General features: G+C 68.9%; 23 protein-coding genes. 19 read left to right on the top strand and 4 right to left on the bottom strand.

The genetic code is table 11. From position 1 onward, the window contains the following. The first annotated feature begins 36 nt into the window (after positions 1-36). From G7043_RS00465 to priA, 6 genes are all read left to right on the top strand, one after another. Positions 37-699 carry a thiamine pyrophosphate-dependent enzyme gene (locus G7043_RS00465; RefSeq protein WP_242641814.1) on the top strand — a complete coding sequence of 221 codons (663 nt, stop codon included), beginning with the start codon at positions 37-39 and terminating at the stop codon, positions 697-699. After that, positions 699-1,592 carry a transketolase family protein gene (locus G7043_RS00460; protein ID WP_166042762.1) on the top strand — a complete coding sequence of 298 codons (894 nt, stop codon included), beginning with the start codon at positions 699-701 and terminating at the stop codon, positions 1,590-1,592. The genes G7043_RS00465 and G7043_RS00460 overlap by 1 nt, the downstream gene beginning before the upstream one ends. A gap of 189 nt (positions 1,593-1,781) precedes the next feature. Then, complete coding sequence (locus G7043_RS00455; protein WP_166042761.1) at positions 1,782-2,594, top strand: hypothetical protein; 813 nt, start codon at positions 1,782-1,784, stop codon at positions 2,592-2,594. A 10-nt stretch (positions 2,595-2,604) separates the two neighbouring features. Next, the gene (hisH, locus tag G7043_RS00450; protein WP_313887638.1) at positions 2,605-3,240 is read left to right on the top strand and encodes an imidazole glycerol phosphate synthase subunit HisH; all 636 of its coding nucleotides are present in this window, start codon (positions 2,605-2,607) and stop codon (positions 3,238-3,240) included. After that, entirely contained in the window at positions 3,237-4,466 is a 1,230-nt protein-coding gene (locus G7043_RS00445; RefSeq protein ID WP_166042759.1) for a hypothetical protein, read from the top strand. Before hisH ends, G7043_RS00445 begins: the two co-directional genes overlap by 4 nt. Then, positions 4,463-5,194 (top strand): bifunctional 1-(5-phosphoribosyl)-5-((5-phosphoribosylamino)methylideneamino)imidazole-4-carboxamide isomerase/phosphoribosylanthranilate isomerase PriA, encoded by a 732-nt coding sequence (priA, locus tag G7043_RS00440; RefSeq protein ID WP_166042758.1) that lies wholly within the window; start codon positions 4,463-4,465, stop codon positions 5,192-5,194. The genes G7043_RS00445 and priA overlap by 4 nt, the downstream gene beginning before the upstream one ends. Here priA and G7043_RS00435 read toward each other — a convergent pair. Both G7043_RS00435 and G7043_RS00430 read right to left on the bottom strand, forming a co-directional pair. Further along, positions 5,160-5,861, bottom strand: a complete 702-nt coding sequence (locus tag G7043_RS00435) for a Clp protease N-terminal domain-containing protein (protein WP_166042757.1) — start codon at positions 5,859-5,861, stop codon at positions 5,160-5,162. The genes priA and G7043_RS00435 overlap by 35 nt on opposite strands. Before the next feature lie 315 nt (positions 5,862-6,176). Beyond that, positions 6,177-6,557: a PPOX class F420-dependent oxidoreductase gene (locus G7043_RS00430; RefSeq protein WP_166042756.1), complete on the bottom strand. Its 381-nt coding sequence runs from the start codon at positions 6,555-6,557 to the stop codon at positions 6,177-6,179. A gap of 56 nt (positions 6,558-6,613) precedes the next feature. Between G7043_RS00430 and hisF the strand changes: the two genes are divergently transcribed. Genes hisF through hisI form a run of 3 tightly spaced genes read left to right on the top strand, consistent with a single transcriptional unit; the run spans position 6,614 to position 8,092 of the window. Next, positions 6,614-7,372, top strand: coding sequence for an imidazole glycerol phosphate synthase subunit HisF (hisF, locus tag G7043_RS00425; protein WP_166042755.1), 759 nt, complete (start codon positions 6,614-6,616; stop codon positions 7,370-7,372). A gap of 10 nt (positions 7,373-7,382) precedes the next feature. Next, complete coding sequence (locus G7043_RS00420; protein WP_086666699.1) at positions 7,383-7,742, top strand: hypothetical protein; 360 nt, start codon at positions 7,383-7,385, stop codon at positions 7,740-7,742. Continuing rightward, entirely contained in the window at positions 7,739-8,092 is a 354-nt protein-coding gene (hisI, locus tag G7043_RS00415; protein ID WP_166042754.1) for a phosphoribosyl-AMP cyclohydrolase, read from the top strand. The genes G7043_RS00420 and hisI overlap by 4 nt, the downstream gene beginning before the upstream one ends. Here hisI and G7043_RS00410 read toward each other — a convergent pair. Further along, positions 8,089-8,700: a TetR/AcrR family transcriptional regulator gene (locus G7043_RS00410; RefSeq protein ID WP_166042753.1), complete on the bottom strand. Its 612-nt coding sequence runs from the start codon at positions 8,698-8,700 to the stop codon at positions 8,089-8,091. The genes hisI and G7043_RS00410 overlap by 4 nt on opposite strands. Positions 8,701-8,738: 38 nt before the next feature. Between G7043_RS00410 and G7043_RS00405 the strand changes: the two genes are divergently transcribed. From G7043_RS00405 to G7043_RS00365, 9 genes are all read left to right on the top strand, one after another. Next, positions 8,739-10,277 (top strand): anthranilate synthase component I, encoded by a 1,539-nt coding sequence (locus G7043_RS00405; RefSeq protein WP_166042752.1) that lies wholly within the window; start codon positions 8,739-8,741, stop codon positions 10,275-10,277. Next, positions 10,267-10,683: a hypothetical protein gene (locus tag G7043_RS00400; RefSeq protein WP_207310496.1), complete on the top strand. Its 417-nt coding sequence runs from the start codon at positions 10,267-10,269 to the stop codon at positions 10,681-10,683. The genes G7043_RS00405 and G7043_RS00400 overlap by 11 nt, the downstream gene beginning before the upstream one ends. 132 nt (positions 10,684-10,815) lie before the next feature. Then, positions 10,816-11,625 (top strand): indole-3-glycerol phosphate synthase TrpC, encoded by an 810-nt coding sequence (gene trpC, locus G7043_RS00395; protein WP_086666704.1) that lies wholly within the window; start codon positions 10,816-10,818, stop codon positions 11,623-11,625. 24 nt (positions 11,626-11,649) lie between these two features. Continuing rightward, positions 11,650-12,870, top strand: a complete 1,221-nt coding sequence (gene trpB, locus G7043_RS00390; RefSeq protein WP_166042751.1) for a tryptophan synthase subunit beta — start codon at positions 11,650-11,652, stop codon at positions 12,868-12,870. Further along, entirely contained in the window at positions 12,870-13,658 is a 789-nt protein-coding gene (trpA, locus tag G7043_RS00385) for a tryptophan synthase subunit alpha (protein WP_390826837.1), read from the top strand. Before trpB ends, trpA begins: the two co-directional genes overlap by 1 nt. Positions 13,659-14,051: 393 nt before the next feature. Beyond that, positions 14,052-14,621: a Uma2 family endonuclease gene (locus tag G7043_RS00380; RefSeq protein WP_166042750.1), complete on the top strand. Its 570-nt coding sequence runs from the start codon at positions 14,052-14,054 to the stop codon at positions 14,619-14,621. An 82-nt stretch (positions 14,622-14,703) separates the two neighbouring features. Then, a complete protein-coding gene (gene lgt, locus G7043_RS00375; protein WP_390826834.1) occupies positions 14,704-15,723 on the top strand; it encodes a prolipoprotein diacylglyceryl transferase in 1,020 nt (339 codons plus the stop codon). Between the two features lie 3 nt (positions 15,724-15,726). Next, positions 15,727-16,389, top strand: coding sequence for a response regulator transcription factor (locus G7043_RS00370; protein WP_166042749.1), 663 nt, complete (start codon positions 15,727-15,729; stop codon positions 16,387-16,389). 48 nt (positions 16,390-16,437) lie between these two features. Next, the gene (locus G7043_RS00365; RefSeq protein ID WP_166042748.1) at positions 16,438-17,811 is read left to right on the top strand and encodes a sensor histidine kinase; all 1,374 of its coding nucleotides are present in this window, start codon (positions 16,438-16,440) and stop codon (positions 17,809-17,811) included. On the opposite strand, the gene G7043_RS00360 is transcribed toward G7043_RS00365, so the two are convergent. After that, positions 17,780-18,679, bottom strand: a complete 900-nt coding sequence (locus tag G7043_RS00360) for a TAXI family TRAP transporter solute-binding subunit (protein ID WP_166042747.1) — start codon at positions 18,677-18,679, stop codon at positions 17,780-17,782. The genes G7043_RS00365 and G7043_RS00360 overlap by 32 nt on opposite strands. A 111-nt stretch (positions 18,680-18,790) precedes the next feature. Between G7043_RS00360 and dctA the strand changes: the two genes are divergently transcribed. Beyond that, positions 18,791-20,140, top strand: coding sequence for a C4-dicarboxylate transporter DctA (dctA, locus tag G7043_RS00355; protein ID WP_166042746.1), 1,350 nt, complete (start codon positions 18,791-18,793; stop codon positions 20,138-20,140). The last annotated feature ends 170 nt before the right edge of the window (positions 20,141-20,310 follow it).

Here is a 20,310-nt window from a genome sequence, read left to right as displayed (position 1 = left end):
GACCTCCAGCATGGTCGAGGTTGAACAGTTGGTGCCATGCAACGGATACCGGAGCTCTTCGCGAGGATGACCGGGGACGAGAAGCACGAGTGGGCTGCGGCTTCCACGATCGACGTGCTCTGGGTCCTCTACGACCAGGTGCTCAACGTCACGCCCGCCACCGTCGACGATCCCGATCGCGACCGGTTCCTGCTCTCCAAGGGGCACGGGCCGATGGCGTACTACGCCGTGCTGGCCGAGAAGGGGTTCATCGAAGAGTCCATTTTGGACAGCTGGACGTCCTGGGACAGCCCGCTCGGCCAGCACCCCGACCGGATGCTCGTCCCCGGCGTCGAGATCAGCAGCGGCTCGCTCGGCCACGGCCTGCCGATCGCGGTGGGGACCGCCATCGGGCAGCGGATCGGCAAGAGCCGCGGGCGCACGTTCGTGCTGGTCGGCGACGGTGAGCTGGACGAGGGCAGCAACCACGAGGCGATCGCCGTGGCGGCGAGGCTGGGCGTCGCGAACCTCACCGCGATCGTGATCGACAACCAGTCCGCCATGCACGGCTGGCCCGGCGGCATCGCCCGGCGGTTCGCCGTCGAGGGCTGGCAGACCACCGAGGTCGACGGCCGCGACCACGGAGCCCTCTTCACCGCACTGACCGCGCCGCACGACCGCCCGTACGCGGTGGTCGCCAAGATCGAGAAGGGCTACTGATGACCACGATGCGCCAGGCCTTCGTCCGGGCCGTCAACGAGCAGATCGACAACGACCCGCGGATCGCCGTGGTGACCGCGGTGATCTCCAGCAACGAGTTCCCGCAGGAGAACGAGCGCGTCGTGGACGTCGGGATCCGCGAGCAGACCATGGTGGGCGTGGCCGGCGGTCTGGCGTTGGCGGGGCTGCGGCCGGTCGTGCACAGCTACGCGCCGTTTCTCGTCGAACGGCCGTACGAGCAGATCAAGCTGGACATCGGCCATCAGGACGTGGGTGCGGTGTTCGTGAGCATCGGCGCTTCCTACGACGACCCGGTGTGGGGCCGCACGCATCAGTCACCTGGTGACGTCGCGTTGTTCGACACGCTGCCCGGCTGGACCGTTCACGTGCCTGGGCACGCGGACGAGGTCACGCCACTGCTGCGGCAGGCGTTGAAGGACGACAACCGGGTCTACGTCAGGCTTTCGCTGCACGAGAACACGCAGGCGTATCCGGTCGGTGAGGGATTCACCGCGCTGCGTCACGGAAAACGCGGTGTCGTGCTCGCTGTCGGACCGATGCTCGACCGCGTGCTGAAGGCGGTCGACTCCGAGAACGCCGATGTCACCGTGCTGTACGCCGCGACGGTGCGACCGTTCGACTCGGACGGACTGCGCAAGGCGGTGCAGGACACGGACCACGCCGACGTCATGGTGGTGGAGCCGTACCTCGAGGGAACTTCTTCTCATCTAATTTCGGATTCACTGCAACTGATTCCGCACCGCGTGCGTTGTATAGGCGTCAAACGACACGCAGAGCTCCGCAACTACGGCACGGCTGAGGACCATGACGCCGCGCACGACCTCGACGTGGTGGGGCTGGGGAGCGCTGTGCGCAGTTTCTTCAGGGGGTGAAGAAGCATGTTCGCAGTCATGGGGGATGACTGGACCGGCGCGCCTTCACGCGCCGTTTAGGGGGAAGTGGTCGTCAGGACCACGTCGGATCCGGAGTCGGCACGGACGGCACGTTCGTGCCCGGCCCGGATCCGTACACGCCGGTCTGGTGTGGACGGGACCACACCCCGGTACGGAATGATGTTGTGCGTGAGAATGCTGATCTGGACCCCGTTGGGCGCCGCCGAGCTGCAGAAGGCCATGCACAGCGGCAACGTGGGACCCGCGGCGCTCGTCCCGGTGCAGTCCGGCACGGTGTTGCTGCCTCCGCCGGCGACCAAGCTCAACGAGGCCGCCTACATGGCGAACAGGGTGCGCAAGATCGGCAGCGGCGCCGCTCTCGCCGTCTGGAACGACGACGCCGCCCTGCTCTACCTCTTCACCACCACGATCGGCCGCGCGTCCATGTGGGGCTCGCGCGAAGCCGTCCTGCGGTTGTCGGCGCAGGCGAAGCAGTCCGGTCCGGTCGGGCTGCTCTTCGACCGGTCGACCGCGGGCCTCGTGAACCTGCGCGAGAAGGAGAAGTGGCAACTCGACGCCATCGACAAGCTCACCGCGCTGTACCCGCCGGCCAGCCGCAAGGGCCCGCTCGAACGCATCCGCGACTTCGAGAACGGCGTCGGCGCGATCCCCGACTTCTTCCGCGCGGCGGGCCTGCGTGAGGTCGCACAGGTCGCCGAGCTCACCGAACAAGGCCGTGCGGACGTCATGCTGCAGACGTTGGAAGCGCCGCGCGCGCAGATGTGGCCGTTGGCGCTCGTCTTGCCGTTGATCGTGCTGACGGCGTTGGTGACGATGCTGTTCCAGATCCCGATGCTCGTCTACTACCTCATCGGCGCGCTCTTGCTCGTGGGGATGGCCGCGATCATGGTCACGCTCAGGCGTCGGCTCGTGCGCCGGAAACCGATCAACGCCGTGTTGCCGGTCATACCGGTGACACAGGGTGCCGCGCCGACCGACTAACCTGGTGGGCGTGGCACGTGTCGTCGTACTTGACTATGGCTCAGGCAACCTGCGCTCGGCCGAGCGCGCGCTTCAGCGGGTCGGCGCCCATGTCGAGGTGACCTCGGACCCCAAGGCCGCGCGCGACGCCGACGGTCTGGTCGTGCCCGGCGTCGGGGCGTACGCGGCGTGCATGGAGGGCCTGAACTCGGTGCGCGGCGCCCGGATCATCGGCGAGCGCCTCGCGGGTGGCCGTCCGGTGCTCGGCATCTGCGTGGGCATGCAGATCCTGTTCGAGCGCGGCATCGAGCACGGCGTGCTGACCGAGGGCTGCGGCGAGTGGCCCGGCACGGTCGAGCGGCTCGAAGCGCCGATCGTGCCGCACATGGGCTGGAACACGGTTCGCGCGCCCGAGGGTTCGCAGCTGTTCGCGGGTCTCGACAAGGACACCCGCTTCTACTTCGTGCACTCCTACGGCGTGCGCAGGTGGGAGCTGGAGCCGGCCGAGCACATCAGGCCGCCGTTGGTGACGTGGGCGGACCACTCGGGGGACGAGTTCGTCGCCGCCGTCGAGAACGGGCCGCTGTGGGCGACGCAGTTCCACCCGGAGAAGTCCGGTGATGCCGGCGCACAGCTGTTGCGGAACTGGTTGACTACCTTGTCGTGATCACACGACTGCTGACGGTAGCCGCGCTCGCGGCTGCCTCCGTTGCTGTGCCTGGGGGCGCACTCGCCGCACCGGCACCGTTCCACGACAACTTCGACGGTGCCGTGCACACGTCGCTGACGTCGGGACTGAACGACAACCTCAAACACCGCCAAGGCACCGGCGCCGTCACGTACAGCCGGGTCGCGGGCGGGTCCGTGCACGTCAACGACCCGCGGCGACCCGGAACGCTGTCGCTGCGCGGTGACACGACGGCGGTACGTCTCGACGCGCCTTCCACTGGTTCGACGATCTCGGCGAAGCTCACGCCGGCGGCGGACGGGTGGTCGTCGATCGTGCTCGCTCGTTCGGCGAACAGCACCGGCCACGCGTCCAATCAGGACATCGATCTCGGGCTCGTGTTGCGCGCCAACGGGAGCCTGGAGATCTCGCAGCCCGGCAAACCGCCGGTCGCGTCGTCGGTCAAGGCTCGCGGCTCGTACGACGTGACGCTGAAGCTCTCCGGTGCCGCGCTCGACCTCACCGTCAACGGCGAGCGCCGGAAGATCGCGCTCGGCACCGAGGTCCCGACCGCCAGGCTGTGGGTGTACCTCGGTGCGGGCAGCCCGACGACGGCGGGCCTCGTCGACGACCTGAAGATCGAGGCGCTGAACTCCGACGCCCTGCGCAAGCGGCCCGGCTCGGCGCTGCGCTACTACGGCTACCTCGGGGCGCGCGGCCACGAGGTGCGCGGTCACAGCAATCTCAACCTCGTCGAGGTGGGCTCAGAAGCGGCGGCCGCGCACCAGGTGGACGGCTTCGTCGTCCGGGACGGCGACACCGCGCGCCTGATCAAGAAGCACTTCCCCGGCAAGAAGGTCGTGTTCGTGGTGGCCGGCTCGCAGATCGACGACGCGTTCCAGGTGCCGGCGGAGGTCGACGCGGTCGGCTTCCACGACTACTGCGCCGGCTACGCGGACCTCGAGGCGCGGATGGCCAAGCTCGAGGAACGCGCACCCGGCAAGGAGCTGTTCCTCATGCCGGAGGGGTCGCCGCAGGCACCGTGCGCGGACCGCACGGATGCCGATCTTGAGAGCACGCAGTACCTGCACCTCGCGCTGGCCCAGCAGTACCCGAGCTTCGTCGGGTTCCTGGTCACGCCGGTGCCGGCGACGTTCGCGCGCACCGCGGACGCCCAGGAGCGCGTGGCCGCGCTGGTGCTGGGGGACGCTAGGCTGAGCGGGTGACGTTCACACTCCTCCCCGCTGTTGACGTGGCCGACGGTCGTGCCGTTCGCCTCGTGCAGGGCGAAGCCGGTACCGAGACGAACTACGGCGAGCCGCTCGACGCGGCTCTGCAGTGGCAGCGCGACGGAGCGGAGTGGATCCATCTCGTCGACCTCGACGCGGCGTTCGGGCGTGGCTCGAACCGCGAGCTGATCGCCCGCGTGGTCGGCGAGCTCGACGTGAAGGTGGAGCTGTCCGGCGGCATCCGCGACGACGCGTCGCTGGAGGCCGCGCTGGCCACCGGCTGTGCGCGGGTCAACCTGGGCACCGCGGCGCTGGAAGACCCGGAGTGGTGCGCGAAGGCGATCGCGGCGTACGGCGAGAAGATCGCGGTGGGCCTGGACGTCCGCATCACCGAGCAGGGCCACCGGGTCAAGGGCCGCGGCTGGACGTCGGACGGCGGCGACCTCTGGGAGGTCCTCGACCGGCTCGACCGCGACGGCTGCGCGCGTTACGTCGTGACGGACGTGTCGAAGGACGGCACGCTGACGGGCCCGAACCTGGACCTGCTCAGCGAGGTCTGCGCCCGCACCGACGCCCCGGTCATCGCGTCCGGCGGCGTGTCCACTGTGGACGACCTGGTCGCGCTGTCGAAGCTGTCGCGCGACGGCGTGGAGGGCTCCATCATCGGCAAGGCCTTGTACGCCGGTGCCTTCACGCTCCCGGAAGCACTTGCTGCGGTCCGTTGACGACCTTTTCGATGTGAGCGGCCGCGGCCGCGTGCGTGACACCGGTGGTGTGCAGCACGTCGGCCGCGGTCCCTCCTTCTTCGAGCAGCACCCCGAGCAGGATGTGCTCGGTGCCGATGAACATGTGACCCATCCGCAGCGCCTCGCGGACAGCCAGTTCGAGCGCCTTCTTGCAGTGCGTCGAGTACGGCTGCTTCTCGGGCCGCCGCGCGGGTTCCTTCTCCAGCCGGTGCAGCACGGCGATGCGGGTGCTGCCGTCGCCGGACTCCAGCTTCGCGATGGTCTTGGCCGCGAGCCCGCCGGAGTCGTCGAGCAGCCCCAGCAGCAGGTGCTCGGTGCCGATCCGTTCGCTGAACCGCGCGTGGTGCCTGGCCAGCGCGATGACCCTGCGGGAGCGCTGGGTGTAGCGCTCCGTCGACGGCTTGGTGAGCTCCGGTGACTCCTTGGGCACGAACCGCTTCTGCGCGGCCTGTTTGGTGACGCCGAGGCTCTCGCCGATCTCGGCCCAGCTTGCGCCGCCGCGCCGGGCCTCGTCGACGAAGTGGCCGATCAGGTGGTCGCCGAGCTCGTTGAGCTGACCGCTCATCTCGACGGCCTTCGCGAGGCGCACGAGGGCGTCGTCAGTCTCCTGGGCGACCGTGACGATGAGGTCGGTCAACTGGATCATGCGTCAACTCTAGGTTGACGCCAAGCGCTCGGTCAACCTCGGGTTGACGCTCAACGTCGACTCAACATTGAGGCGTCCAGTCCACGTTGACTCAACATTGACGCTCGCAATCAACATTGACGCGCTTGATCAACATGGATGGTGACAACGTTGTCATGGCCACTCGATCAATGTTGAGTCAATGTCCGCGTCAATGTGTCAACATCGCGTCAATGTTGATCGGCCTCAATGTGCATCGGCGCAGTCAACATTGATCGGCCGAATCAACGTTGACTGCACTCGTCAATGTTGACTGCGCTCGTCAACGTTGAGAGTTCAGCTCGGCAGCGTGATCTCGATGCCGACCGTGCCCGTCCGCCCTCGGCGCAGCTTGCTGCCGGTCATCGTCAGCCACCCCATGAAGCCGTACTTCTTCACGATGCGGGCGCGGACGTCGTCGCTGGCGTCGTCGTCCAGCAGCCGGGCGCGTGCCTTGATCGAGTCGCCCTTGGGGTTGCCGCGCAGGTCGCACGGCCCGATCTCGACGTCCCCGCTGCGCCGGATCCGCTTGACCTTGCCGGTTTCCTTGGCGCTCCAGGCGTAGATCACGCCGTCGGACGGGCCGGGAGCGACCCAGACCGGTGTGGGCACCGCGGTGCCGTCCTTGCGGAAGGTCGTCAGCAGCAGGTACTGGCCCTCGCCCAACTCGGTGATCATGGCGCCGCAGCCTAGTCCCCAAGGTGGGCCCAGCGGCCCCTTGTAGGCTTCTGCGCATGTCAGTCGCGGTCCGTGTCATCCCCTGTCTCGACGTCGACCGGGGCCGGGTGGTGAAGGGAGTCAACTTCACCAACCTCGTCGACGCGGGCGATCCCGTGGAGCTCGCCAGGGCGTACGACGCCGAAGGCGCCGACGAGCTGACGTTCCTCGACGTGACGGCCAGCAGCGGAGACCGCGAGACGACGTTCGACGTGGTCCGCCGCACGGCCGAGCAGGTGTTCATCCCGCTCACGGTCGGCGGTGGCGTGCGCAGCCCCGAAGACGTGAACAAGCTGCTGCGCGCGGGCGCGGACAAGGTCAGCCTCAACACCGCGGCGATCGCGCGGCCCGAGCTGCTCAAGGAGTGCTCGGAGCGGTACGGGGCGCAGTGCATCGTGCTGTCGGTCGACGCGCGGCGCGTGCCCGGCGGCACCGGCTTCGAGGTCACCACGCACGGCGGCCGCAACGGCACCGGCATCGACGCCGTGCGGTGGGCCGCGCAGGGTCAGGAGCTGGGCGTCGGCGAGATCCTGCTGAACTCGATGGACGCCGACGGCACCAAGGCCGGGTTCGACCTCGAACTGATCGAACTGGTCCGCCGCGAGGTCGACGTCCCGCTGATCGCCAGCGGCGGCGCGGGCGCGATCGACCACTTCCCGCCGGCGGTCGCCGCAGGCGCGGACGCCGTGCTGGCCGCGAGCGTGTTCCACTTCGGACAGCTCCGCATCGGCGAGGTCAAGGACGGCCTGCGCCAGGCGGGCGTCGTAGTGCGATGACGGTAGTGCGATGAAGCCGGTCGAGGTGCGGGTGGCTTCGGCGGTCGCGTTCGGCGGCGCGCTGGTGTTCTTCGTGGTCGGCCTGGTCCTGTGGAGGTCGACCGGCGACGCCGACGTGCTGAAGCTGCCGTCGTTCGTGGCGCTCTTCGAACTGCTCGTCGCGGCGTCGCTGTTGTTGCGGCTGCGGTTCATGCACTACCCGGCGATGGTGGTGTTCGTCCTCGTCGCCTTGCTGCATCTCGTGATCGTGCTGGCCGACGGTCCGGTGTGGACCCGCGTCGCGTCCGGCGTGCTGTCCGCTGTGCACATCTACGGCGTGGTCCTGCTCAACACCGGACCCGCTCGTGAACACCTGGGAGGACCCCGTTGAGCAGCCCGCTCGATCCCGCAATCTCCGCGCGGCTCAAGCGCACCCCCGACGGCCTGATCTGCGCGGTGGCCCAGCAGCGCGACACCCGTGAGGTGCTCATGGTGGCGTGGATGGACGACGAGGCACTGCGCCGCACCCTCGCCACCCGCCGCGCGACCTACTACTCGCGCAGCCGCCAGCAGCTGTGGGTGAAGGGCGAGACCTCCGGCCACACCCAGTACGTGCACGAGGTGCGGCTCGACTGCGACGGCGACACCCTGCTGCTGCTCGTCGACCAGGTCGGCGCCGCCTGCCACACGGGCGACCGCACCTGCTTCGACGCCACGGTGCTGCTCGCCCCCGAGGCCTAGTCCAGGTCGCCGGTCAGGTAGCGCTGCATGTTCGGGGCGATGGCCTTGACCACCGTGTCCAGGTCCGCCGATGCCAGTGGTTCGAAGTGCACGACGTACCGGACCATGCCGAGCCCGACCATCTGCGTCGCGCACAGGGTGGCGCGCAGGTCGCGTTGTTCCACCTCGATCTCCGCCAGGAGGTTCTTGAAGATCGCGTTGATGAAGAACGACCGCAGCGCGTTCGCCACCTCCTGGTGGCTCGTGACGCTGCGGATCAGCGCGGCGAAGGTGCCGCCGCCGGTCGCGTCCCAGACCGTGACGAAGGTGCGGATGATGCGTTCGCCCGCCTGCTCGACGGGGCCGTCCAGCAGGCGTTTGAGGATCTCGGCCGGGTCGAACGGGAGTTGCAGCACGGACTGGGCGAACAGGCCCTCCTTGCCGCCGAACCAGTGGTTGACCATGGCGGCGTCCACGCCCGCTTTGGCGGCGATCGCGCGGACCGTCGCGCCGTCGTAGCCCTTTTCGACGAACACCTCGCGGGCCGCGGCGATCAGGGCGGCCCGCGTGTCCTCGCCCGCGGCGCGGCGGCCTCGGCGTTTCTGGTTCACTTGCTCCACATGGGCCATAGTTCAACAGATGTTGAATTTATGCAACAATTACCGGCATGGTGAGCGTCATCGGGGCTGTGGCCGCCGCTGGTCTGGGGGCCGTGAGCCCAACGCGCGAGGAGTTCCGGGAGCTGGCGGTCAACCGCCGGGTCATCCCGGTGGTGCGCAGGCTGCTGGCCGACGCGGAGACCCCTGTCGGGCTGTACCGCAAGCTCGGGGCCGATCGGCCCGGCACGTTCCTCTTCGAGTCGGCGGAGAACGGGCGCTCCTGGTCGCGGTGGTCGTTCATCGGCGTGCAGTCCTCGGCGGCGCTGACGGCCACCGGCGGTGAGGCGTTCTGGACGGGCACGCGGCCCGTGGGGCTGCCGGACGGCGGCGACCCGCTGCAGGCGCTGCGCGAGACCGTCGAGGTGCTGCGCACGGACCCGTTGCCCGGCATGCCCCCGCTGACCGGCGGCATGGTCGGCTACATCGGCTACGACGCGGTGCGGCGGCTGGAGCGGCTGCCGAACATCGCCGAGGACGACCTGAAGATCCCCGAGCTGGTCATGCTGCTCGCGACCGACCTCGCGGCGCTCGACCACCACGAGGGCACGGTCACCCTCATCGCGAACGCGATCAACTGGGACGACTCGGCCGAGCGCGTCGACGCGGCGTACGACGACGCGGTGCGGCGGCTCGACGAGATGACGACGCAGCTGCACACGCCCGCGCCGCCGACCGCCGCCGTGTTCGCGCGGCCGAAGCCCGAGTTCCGGCGCCGGCGCTCGCAGGCCGAGCACTTCGCGGCCGTCGAGAAGGCCAAGGAGGCCATCCGGGCGGGTGAGGCGTTCCAGATCGTGGTGTCGCAGCGGTTCGAGATCGACACGGACGCCGACGCGCTCGACATCTACCGGGTGCTGCGCGCGACGAACCCCAGCCCGTACATGTACCTGCTGCGCCTCGAGGGGTTCGACATCGTGGGCTCCAGCCCCGAGTCGCTCGTGACCGTGCGCGACGGCAAGGCCACCACCCACCCCATCGCGGGCACCCGGTGGCGTGCGGAGGACCCCGAAGAGGACGCGCTGCTCGAGAAGGACCTGCTCGCCGACCACAAGGAACGCGCCGAGCACCTGATGCTCGTCGACCTCGGCCGCAACGACCTGGGCCGCGTCTGCAAGCCGGGTTCCGTGCACGTCGTCGACTTCTTCAAGGTCGAGCGGTACAGCCACGTCATGCACATCGTGTCGACCGTGACCGGTGAGCTCGCCGACGGGAAGACGGCCTACGACGCGGTCGCCGCGTGTTTCCCGGCCGGCACGCTGTCCGGTGCGCCCAAGCCGCGCGCGATGGAGCTCATCGAGGAGCTGGAACCCACCCGTCGTGGCCTCTACGGCGGCGTTGTGGGCTACTTCGACTTCGCCGGGGATGCGGACACCGCCATCGCCATCCGGACCGCCCTGGTGCGCGAAGGGGTGGCGTACGTGCAGGCCGGTGGCGGCATCGTGGCCGACTCGGACCCGCTGGCCGAGGACAACGAGTGCCTGAACAAGGCGGGCGCGGTGCTGGCCGCGATCGCCACCGCACAGACGATGGCGCCGGCTGTTGACCGCTAGCCGCTCGGTGGGACGCCGTCCACTGTGGATCGCCGCACTCCTGCTCGTGGGTGCGGCGGGTGCCTTCTGGGGCGCGGGCTCGGTGCCGATCGCGCTGCTGAGCCTCGCGGCCGTCGCGGCGGTCGTCGCGCTGAGCGGGACGGCGCGCCGGATCCTGGGCGCGTTGCTGATCGTCGTGGGCATCGCCGCCGCGTTCTCCGGCCACTGGCTGGCGATCGCCGGAGGCGTGCTCGTGGCAGGCTCCGGCGCCCTTCAGGTAGCGCTCGGGGCCCGGATGCCGAAGATCGGGGTGGGTGGGCAGAAGGCCCGCTCGCACGACCCCGAGGCGGACATGTGGCGCGCGCTGGAGCGTGGAGATGATCCAACCGACGATAAGACCCCCGGCGGGCCTTCCTCGAACGAGTGAAGATCATTCATCCGCGTTCGCGCATGTGACACGCGCACAACCACGGCTAGCTGCGTGGACACTGAACCCCCGGTGGCTGGGGCATTACTCCGCCGGGGTTAGCATCCCCATAGCGGGAAGGGGAGCAAGACTGTGACGGTTCTCGAGTCGATCCTCGAAGGTGTGCGTGAGGATCTCGCCGCTCGCGAGGCTCAGTTGTCCTTCGACGTCGTCAAGGAGCGCGCGGCCAAGGCAGCCCCGCCGCTCGACGTCATGTCTGTGCTGCGCGGGCCGAACGTGGGTGTCATCGCCGAGGTCAAGCGCCGCAGCCCTTCGAAGGGCGCGCTGGCGGAGATCCCGGAGCCTGCCGAGCTCGCGTCCGCGTACGAGGCGGGCGGCGCGTCGGTGATCAGCGTGCTGACCGAGCAGCGCCGCTTCGGCGGGTCGCTGGCGGACTTCGACGCGGTGCGCCGGACGGTGAAGATCCCACTGCTGCGCAAGGACTTCATCGTGTCGCCGTACCAGGTGCACGAGGCGCGCATGCACGGCGCGGACCTGGTGCTGCTGATCGTGGCGGCGCTGGAGCAGAACGCGCTGGTGTCGCTGCTCGACCGGGTCGAGTCGCTCGGCATGACGGCGCTCGTCGAGGTGCACACGGCCGAGGAGGCCGACCGTGCGCTCGAGGCGGGTTCGTCGGTCATCGGGGTGAACGCGCGCAACCTCCACACGCTGGAGGTCGATAAAGACGTTTTCGGCAGGATCGCTCCGGGACTACCCTTCGAGACGATCAAGATCGCCGAGTCGGGCGTGACCGGGCCCGGCGACCTGATGTCGTACGCCGGTGCGGGCGCCGACGCGGTGCTCGTCGGCGAAAGCCTGGTGACCAGCGGCGACCCCAAGGCCGCCGTGAACAAGCTCGTGACCGCCGGTTCACACCCGGCGTGCCCGAGGCCCAGCCGTTAGTCATGCCTGTTTGAGGAGTTGCCGATGGGCCAGTTCACGCCCACGCCGCACGATCCCGACGCACGTGGCCACTTCGGCCCGTGGGGTGGCCGGTTCGTCCCGGAGGCCCTGATCGCGGCGGTGGACGAGCTGGCCGCCGAGTACGACAAGGCCCGCATCGACCCGGACTTCGTGAACGAGTTCAAGCGACTCCTGAAGGACTTCGCGGGCCGTCCGTCGCTGCTGACCGAGGCCCCGAAGTTCTCCGAGCACGCCGGCACGCGCGTGTTCCTCAAGCGCGAGGACCTCAACCACACGGGCTCGCACAAGATCAACAACGTGCTCGGCCAGGCGCTGCTGACCAAGCGCATGGGCAAGAAGCGCGTGATCGCCGAGACGGGCGCGGGCCAGCATGGCGTCGCGACCGCCACCGCGTGCGCGCTGCTCGGCCTGGACTGCGTCGTCTACATGGGCGAGGTCGACACCGAACGCCAGGCGCTGAACGTCGCCCGCATGCGGTTGCTGGGCGCCGAGGTCATCCCGGTGAAGTCCGGTTCGCGCACGCTCAAGGACGCGATCAACGAGGCGTTGCGCGACTGGGTCACCAACGTCGACGAGACGCACTACCTGCTCGGCACGGCGGCGGGCCCGCACCCGTTCCCGCTGCTGGTCCGCGACTTCCACCGGGTCATCGGCATCGAGGCGCGCGAGCAGATCCTGGAGAAGGCGGGCCGGCTGCCTGACGCGGTCGTCGCCTGCGTGGGTGGCGGCTCGAACGCGATCGGCATCTTCCACGGCTTCATCGACGACGCCGACGTGCGGCTGGTCGGCGTCGAGCCCGGCGGCTCCGGTCTGGACAGCGGCCGCCACGGCGCGACGCTGACCGTCGGCACGCCCGGTTCGCTGCACGGCGCGATGTCGTACGTGATGCAGGACGAGGACGGCCAGATCACCGAGGCGCACTCGATCTCCGCCGGACTCGACTACCCCGGCGTGGGCCCCGAGCACTCGCACCTCAAGGACATCGGCCGCGCCGAGTACTTCGCGGTGACCGACGCCGAGGCGATGGAGGCGTTCGCGCTGCTGTCCCGCACCGAGGGCATCATCCCGGCGATCGAGTCCTCGCACGCGCTCGCGGGCGCACTGAAGATCGGGCCGTCGTTCGGGCCGGACGGTCTGCTGGTCGTCAACCTCTCTGGTCGCGGGGACAAGGACATGGACACGGCCGTGGAGTACTTCGGCCTCGCTGACGGGGGACAGGCCTGATGTCGTTGTCTGACGTGTTCGCCGCCGCGCGAGCCGAGTCGCGCGCCGCGCTGATCGGCTACCTGCCCGCGGGTTTCCCGACGGTCGAGGGCTCCAAGGACTACCTCCGTTCGATGGTCGAGTCGGGCTGCGATCTGGTCGAGGTCGGCCTGCCGTTCTCCGACCCCGTCATGGACGGCCCGACGATCCAGGCCGCCGCCGAGCAGGCGCTGGCCGCCGGCTTCCGGGTGCGCGACCTGTTCGACGTGGTGGCCGCCGTCGCGGATGCCGGTGGGCGCGCGGTCGTGATGACGTACTGGAACCCCGTTCTGCGGTACGGCGTGGACGCGTTCTCACGCGACCTCGCGGCCGCGGGCGGACTCGGGATGATCACACCGGACCTCGTGCCGGACGAGGCCGACGACTGGATGGCGGCTTCCGAGGCCCACGGGCTGGACCGCATCTTCCTGGTGGCGCCGTCGTCCACCGAGGAGCGCATCGCGATGACCGCGCGTGCGTCCTCCGGTTTCCTCTACGCCACCGCGGTCATGGGCGTCACGGGTGCGCGTGATGTGGTGTCGTCTGCTGCTCCTGAGCTGGTCGGGCGGGTCCGCGAGCACACCTCGATCCCGGTCGGCGTCGGTCTCGGCGTGCGCTCCGGCTCGCAGGCCGCCGAGATCGCCGGGTTCGCGGACGGCGTGATCGTGGGTTCGGCGTTCGTGTCCGCTGTGGCCGAGGGCGACGGTGCGGTGCGCGCGCTGACCGCCGACCTGGCCAAGGGCGTGCGATCGGCTGCCGCGACCGTCTGACGTTGTCCTCGGATGAACCGCTCGGCCCCACAGGGCTGGGCGGTTTTCCTTTGCCCGCTGGTGAAGCCGACTCTGCAGCGGCGGCTTCACCTGAGGTTGTTCGGGTGGCGCGGTGTACAGCTTCGAACGGTTGAACACTGTGCTCGCCATCGAGTGGTTGTCGGGATGGCGGGTATTCAGTTGTGGTGGTCTTGCCTCCTTTCGGAGCCCTTGATGTTCCTCCAAGAGCATGACACGGATTCGAACACCTGATCGAGTGAATCTGGGTCGATTGGAGTCAAAACCCCGTTTTCCTGTCGGTCTGACCTGCGATCGTGGCGCTATGCACAAGCCGGCCATCCGCACCGCGTGCCACACTGGTGGTGCGCAGGCGGTCAACGGAGGTGATGCCCAGTGGCGGCGCCAGCCGAAGCCAAGGTCGATTTCCTCCTGCCCAACCACGAGGGCCCCTGGACGATCGAGGACGTCCTCGCCTTGCCCGAGGACAACAGTCAGCGCATCGAACTCGTTGACGGGATGCTTTACGTGAGCCCGCTGGGGACCGCCGCGCACCAACGACTGGTGTTCGAGGCGTCGTACGCGTTGCGTGGAGCGTGTCCGAAGGAGTTCGAGGCCACGATCGAGTTGAACGTCGAGTTCGACGATCGCCGGCTGTTCATCCCCGACTTCACCGTGCTCAAGAAGAGGGGCGCGAAGGGGCTGACCGTGCCGGTCGAGGACGTGCTCCTCATCGGCGAGGTGATCTCCCGGAGCACCAAGCTGAAGGACCTGGTCGTCAAGCGCCAGGTGTACGCCGAAGCCGGTGTGTCCTACTACTTGATCATCGATCCGGCCAAGGACGTTCCCGTGGCCACGTTGTTCGAGCTGGCAGAAGACGGGAAGTACGTCGAGATCGCGCGCAGCGCCGACGGGGTGCTGACCTTCGAGCGGCCGTTCCCGGTCACGATCGAACTGCCCTCCTAGCGGCACGTGTCGCGCACTGGCTCGGTAACGATCGAGCCTCCGAACGAGACGCGCACGAGAGGTTCACAAGCCCACCGGTACGGTGGGCGACGTGTTGAACGGGTTGAGCGCCGTCCTGGCCACGATCCCGAGCCCAGACCGCGGTGTCTGGTACCTCGGTCCGATCCCCCTTAGGGCCTACGCGCTGTGCATCATCGCCGGCATCATCGTCGCCATCTGGTGGGGTGAGCGCCGTTGGGTCGAACGCGGTGGCATCAAGGGCGAGGTGACCGACATCGCCGTGTGGGCGGTGCCGTTCGGCCTCGTCGGCGGCCGGCTCTACCACGTCATCACCGACAACCAGAAGTACTTCGGGCCGGGCAAGAACCCGCTCGCGGCGCTGGAGATCTGGAACGGCGGCCTCGGCATCTGGGGTGCCATCGCGCTCGGCGCGGTCGGTGCCTGGATCGGGTGCCGGCGCAAGGGCATCCCGCTGCCGGCGATGGCGGACGCGCTGGCGCCCGGCATCGTGGTGGCGCAGGCCATCGGGCGGCTCGGCAACTACTTCAACCAGGAGCTCTACGGCGGCGACACGACGTTGCCGTGGGGCCTGGAGATCTACCGCCGCGTCACGCCGGAGGGGCGTGAGGACGCGCTGGCCGGTGTGGCGATCGATCACACGCCGATCCAGGTCGTGCACCCGACGTTCCTCTACGAGCTGTTGTGGAACCTCGGTGTCGCGCTGCTGATCGTGTGGGCCGACCGCAAGTTCCGGCTGGGTCACGGGCGGGTGTTCGCGCTGTACGTCGCGGGCTACACGGCCGGGCGGTTCTGGATCGAGCTGATGCGCACCGACGAGGCGACGCTGATCTTCGGCACGCGCGTCAACGTGTTCGTGTCGGTGCTCGTGTTCCTCGGTGCGGTCGCCTACTTCATCATCGCCAGGTCTCGCGGCGACCGTGAGGACGTCGCCGCGTTGCGTGGCACCGGACCCGTGGCGGACGCAGAACCCGCAGCAGCCGATGAGGTCGAAGTCGTCGAGGAGCAGGACGACGACGCCGCGAAGGACAAGAAGAACTCCGCGGAGTCCGTCAACTCCCCGGAGTCCGTCAAACCGGAGTGATCTGTGCGCGTGCTCGTCGTCGAGGATGACGACCGGGTGGCACGAGGCCTGCTGACCGCGCTGCGGCACGCCGGCTACGAGGTGCATCGGGTGGCCACGGCCGCCGACGCGCTGCGTGCCGCTCCCGCCGACGTGGTGCTGCTCGACCTCGGCCTGCCCGACGGCGACGGCCTGGACGTGCTGCGCGAGTTGCGGCACCGTCCGGGCACCGCCGTCATCACGGTCACCGCACGCGGTGAGGAACGCGAACGCGTGCTCGGGCTGCGTGCGGGTGCCGACGACTACGTGGTGAAACCGTTCGGCACGTCGGAGCTCCTCGCCCGGATCGAGGCGGTCCTGCGACGAACCCGCACGCACCGCGCCGGGCCGGAGAGCGACCTGCCGGTCCAGGTCGGCGCGCTGCAGCTCTCCACGTCGACGCGCGAGGTCACGCTGGACGGCGAGCCGCTGACGTTGACCCGCAAGGAGTTCGACCTGCTGGCCCTCCTCGCCACCCGCAAGGGCGAGGTGGTGAGCCGGGACTTCATCGTGGACCAGGTGTGGCAGGCGCACTGGGAGGCGCCGTCGCGGACGCTGGACACGCACATCGCGGCCCTGCGCGGAAAGCTCGGCGGGCACGTCAAGATCGAGACGGTCCGAGGCGTGGGCTACCGCCTCGCCACGTGACGAGTCTCCGAGAGACAGCGGCAAACAGTTGCGGAACAATCTCAACTGATGCTCCGCCGACTGCTCGCCATCACCGTCCCGCTGCTCGTCGCCCTGGTCGCGGCGCTCGGCATCCCGCTCGCGTCCGCGGTGGTGCAGCGCGAAACGCAGACCACCTATCTCGACCGCCTCGGTGACGCGAGCCGGTTCGCCTCACTGGCCGAGAGCGCGTTGCAGTCGGACCGGCTGGAGGCGCTCAGCCAGGAGATCCAGCGCTACGACGCCCTCTACGACGTCCCGGTCGCCCTCGTCAGCGCGGACCAGCGGATCCTGCTGGCCTCCCGGCTGGGGTTCAACCCCACCGACGATCCCGAGGTCACCAAGGCCCTGAACACGGCGTTGAACGGCGGCATCCGCCCCGAACCCGACTACACGGGCTGGCCGTGGCGCACCGGGTCGATGGTCGTCGTCGAACCGGTCGGGCGGGACAGCGAGGTCGTGGCCGCGGTCGTCACCATCTCGCAGACGACGAGCCTCCGGACCGAGGTCCTGCGCCAGTGGGGCCTGATGGCGCTGGCCGGTCTCGCGCCGATGCTCGCCGTGGTCGCCGCCGCGTGGCCGATGTCGCGGTGGGTGCTCAGGCCCGTGAGCAGGCTCGACGAGGCCACCGCGGCGGTGGCGGCGGGCAACCTCGACGTGCGGGCGGACGAGGTCGGCGGCCCGCCAGAACTCAGAAGGCTCGCGAAGAGCTTCAACACCATGGTCGACGTCGTCGGCAGAGCTCTGAACAGGCAAAAGGCGTTCGTCGCTGACGCGTCGCACCAGTTGCGCAACCCGTTGGCCAGCCTCCGGCTCGCCGTCGACAACCTCGAACCGCACGTGCAGGGCGAGTACGGCCGGGAGGCGCACCAGATCGCGGTCGAGGAGGCCGAGGAGATGGGACGGGTGCTCGACACGCTGCTCGCCGCCACCCGCCTCGACAGCGCCCGCACGACCGAACCCGTCGAGATCGACCAGCTGCTCGTCACCCACCGACCGGCCTGGCAGGCGCTCGCGGCGAAGTCCGGGGTCGACCTCAAGATCGACGTACCGGCCGGCCTCACCATGCAGGAGCCGCCCGGCGGGCTCGGCAGCGTGCTGGACGAGCTGGTCAGCAACGCCCTGCGGCTCGCCAACGCCACCGAGGTGCGGGTCACCGGCGAACAGGGTGAGCTGCACGTCATCGACAACGGCGACGGCCTGAACGACGAGGAACGCGAGCACGCGCTGCAGCGGTTCTGGCGTGCCACCAAGCACCAGAACATCGCGGGCACCGGAATGGGCCTCGCGATCTGCGCCGAGCTGATCGAGTCGGCCGGCGGCACGCTCACCCTGCACGACGCCGACCCAGGACTGGACGTCCGGATCTCCCTCAGCGCTTCACGGAACGGAACCAGCGCATAGCGCCGTCGTGCAGCGGCACGAGACCGGTCGCGATGCCGGTGCGGACGTTTATCCGCGATGCCTCCGGGTGCCCTTCCACGATCCGCGCCGTCTCGGTGAACACCGTGCGCGTGACGACCTCCACCACGTCCGCGCTCAGCGTGTCGCGCGCGAGCAGCAGGTTCGGCACGGCGAACGTGTGGTTCGCCGCCACGCCCTCGTAGGTGGTGCTGGGAATGGTCGCCGGGATGTACGGCCCCTTGTACGCGTCGGCGAGCTCGACGGCCTCCACCGCGATGTCGATCATCCGCACCTTCCCCTTCAGGTCGGTGATCGCGGGCGTCGGTATTCCGGTCAGCGCCAGCATCGCGTCCAGCGATCCGTCCGCGACCCGGCGGGAGGCGTCCGAGTGGGCCATGCGTTCGCCCAGTGCGGACACGTTGAACGTGCTCAGCATCCGCATCGACGTGAACTCCGTGCCAGAACCCTTGGGGCCCAGCGAGATGCGCTTGCCCGCGAGGTCTGAGAAGGTGCGGATCGGGGACGCGGTGGGCACCGCGATCTGCATGAAGCTGTCGTAGAGCCGGCCGACCGCGCGGACGCTCTGCGGGTCGTCGATGGGGTCCAAAGAGGACAGCGCGAGCTGTGCCTCACCGGAGCGCAGCAGGGCCAGGTTCTCCACCGACGCCGCGGTCGGGATGGCGGTCACCTTCGTGCCGGGCAGCTGCTCGGCCAGCGCGGCCGCGAGCGCTCCGCCGACCTCGCGGAAGACCGCGCCTTCCGGACCGGTGGCGAGCACCAGCTCGGCGGGTGCGTCGACCCTGCGCGAGGTACACCCGGCGAGAGCCAGACCTGCACCCAGCAGGAGTGTGCGACGGCTGAGTGACACGGACGAAGCCTAGCTGTTACGTCAGGGCTGTCTGAAGTTTCCTTCTGTCGGCTTGTTGCCGTCGGTGGCGCGGCTCACTCTCCTACCCAACGCGAAGTTCAAGGAGGAACCGTGGCGACCACCACCGCAGGCCGCAAACCGATCTACAAGCACCTCTACTTCTGGGTGCTCGTCTCCATCGTGCTGGGCGCGGCCGTCGGCTTCCTGTTCCCGAAACAGGCGTCCGAGATGAAGTGGCTCGCGGATCTGTTCGTCAACCTCGTCAAGGTCGTCATCGCGCCGACCATCTTCGCGACGATCATCGTCGGCATCGCGGGCCTCGGCAACCTCGCCAAGGCGGGCGGTCTCGCACTGCGGACGATCCTCTACTTCACCGCGATGACCACGGTGGCGCTCGCCATCGGTCTCATCGTCGTGAACATCGTGCAGCCGGGTCACCACGGCGGTGAGATCGCGCTCAACGCGAGCGCGGCCGACGCCACGCTGAAGTCGGCGTCGAGCGCGGAGACCGGCGTCACCGGCTTCATCCTGAGCCTGATCCCGAAGTCGTTCGTCAGCGCGTTCACCGACGGGCAGCTGATCCAGGTCCTTGTCATCGCGATCCTCGTGGCCGTCGCCGTGGCGGGCATGGGCGAGCGCGGTGCCAAGGTCGTCTCCGCGATGGAGACGCTGTCCAAGGTCATGTTCGGCATCATCAAGATCGTCATGTACGCGGCGCCGATCGGTGCCTTTGGCGGTATCGCTTACACGGTCGGCAAGTTCGGTGGCGGCATCCTCGGCAAGCTGCTGTGGCTGATGGGTTCCTTCTACGCCACCTGTTTGCTGTTCATCGTCGTCGTGCTCGGCATCGTGGCGCGGATCGCGGGCTTCAGCCTGCTGAAGTTCCTGCGCTACATCAAGGACGAGATCCTGATCGTGCTCGGCACGTCGTCCAGCGAGTCGGTGCTGCCGCGCATGATGGTCAAGCTGGAGGCGGCAGGCGCGCAGAAGTCGGTCGTCGGCCTCACCATCCCGACCGGCTACTCGTTCAACCTCGACGGCACCTGCATCTACCTGACCATGGGCGCGATCTTCATCGCCCAGGCCACGGGTCACGACGTCTCGATCGGCGTCCAGATCGGCCTGCTGCTGTTCATGCTGATCGCGTCGAAGGGCGCGGCGGGCGTCACCGGCGCCGGTCTCGTCACCCTGGCCGCCTCGCTGCAGGCCTTCGAGGCCCACTCGGCCATCCCCGCGGTCGGCATCGCGCTGATCGTCGGCATCGACCGCTTCATGTCGGAGGCCCGCGCCATCACGAACGTGATCGGCAACGGCGTCGGCTCCCTGGTCGTCGCCGCGTGGCAGAAGGGCCTCGACAAGGAGCGCCTGAACGAGGTGCTGGACAACCCGAACCTGGTCGACGTGGACGACCTGCTGGAGAAGCAGCACGCCGAGTCGGACAAGGTGGCGGCTGCCCACTGAGGACGTCCGTGACCGGAGGCGTCTCTTCCCGCCTCCGGTCACGTGACCAGGCAAGGCCTCCTGAATGCCGAGGTCCCGCTCTCCCCGCATGCGGCGCGGGGTGAACGGGACCTCGGTCTTTTGCACGTGAACGAAAGCCGGTGAGCGTCCGCTAACTGAGATGACACAGC

The organism is Lentzea alba, assembly GCF_011067745.1.
Lineage (GTDB): Bacteria > Actinomycetota > Actinomycetes > Mycobacteriales > Pseudonocardiaceae > Lentzea > Lentzea alba.
The sequence above is the reverse complement of the archived record's forward strand: the minus strand, read 5'-3'. Positions and strand labels throughout refer to the sequence as shown.

Coding starts and splice junctions, on each gene's coding strand:
- G7043_RS00405 (WP_166042752.1), top strand. CDS start 8,739: ATGGTGAGCGTCATCGGGGCTGTGGCCGCCGCTGGTCTGGGGGCCGTG.
- G7043_RS00365 (WP_166042748.1), top strand. CDS start 16,438: ATGCTCCGCCGACTGCTCGCCATCACCGTCCCGCTGCTCGTCGCCCTG.
- G7043_RS00420 (WP_086666699.1), top strand. CDS start 7,383: ATGAAGCCGGTCGAGGTGCGGGTGGCTTCGGCGGTCGCGTTCGGCGGC.
- trpA (WP_390826837.1), top strand. CDS start 12,870: ATGTCGTTGTCTGACGTGTTCGCCGCCGCGCGAGCCGAGTCGCGCGCC.
- trpB (WP_166042751.1), top strand. CDS start 11,650: ATGGGCCAGTTCACGCCCACGCCGCACGATCCCGACGCACGTGGCCAC.
- G7043_RS00465 (WP_242641814.1), top strand. CDS start 37: ATGCAACGGATACCGGAGCTCTTCGCGAGGATGACCGGGGACGAGAAG.
- G7043_RS00430 (WP_166042756.1), bottom strand. CDS start 6,557: ATGATCACCGAGTTGGGCGAGGGCCAGTACCTGCTGCTGACGACCTTC.
- G7043_RS00410 (WP_166042753.1), bottom strand. CDS start 8,700: ATGGCCCATGTGGAGCAAGTGAACCAGAAACGCCGAGGCCGCCGCGCC.
- hisF (WP_166042755.1), top strand. CDS start 6,614: ATGTCAGTCGCGGTCCGTGTCATCCCCTGTCTCGACGTCGACCGGGGC.
- G7043_RS00435 (WP_166042757.1), bottom strand. CDS start 5,861: ATGATCCAGTTGACCGACCTCATCGTCACGGTCGCCCAGGAGACTGAC.
- G7043_RS00460 (WP_166042762.1), top strand. CDS start 699: ATGACCACGATGCGCCAGGCCTTCGTCCGGGCCGTCAACGAGCAGATC.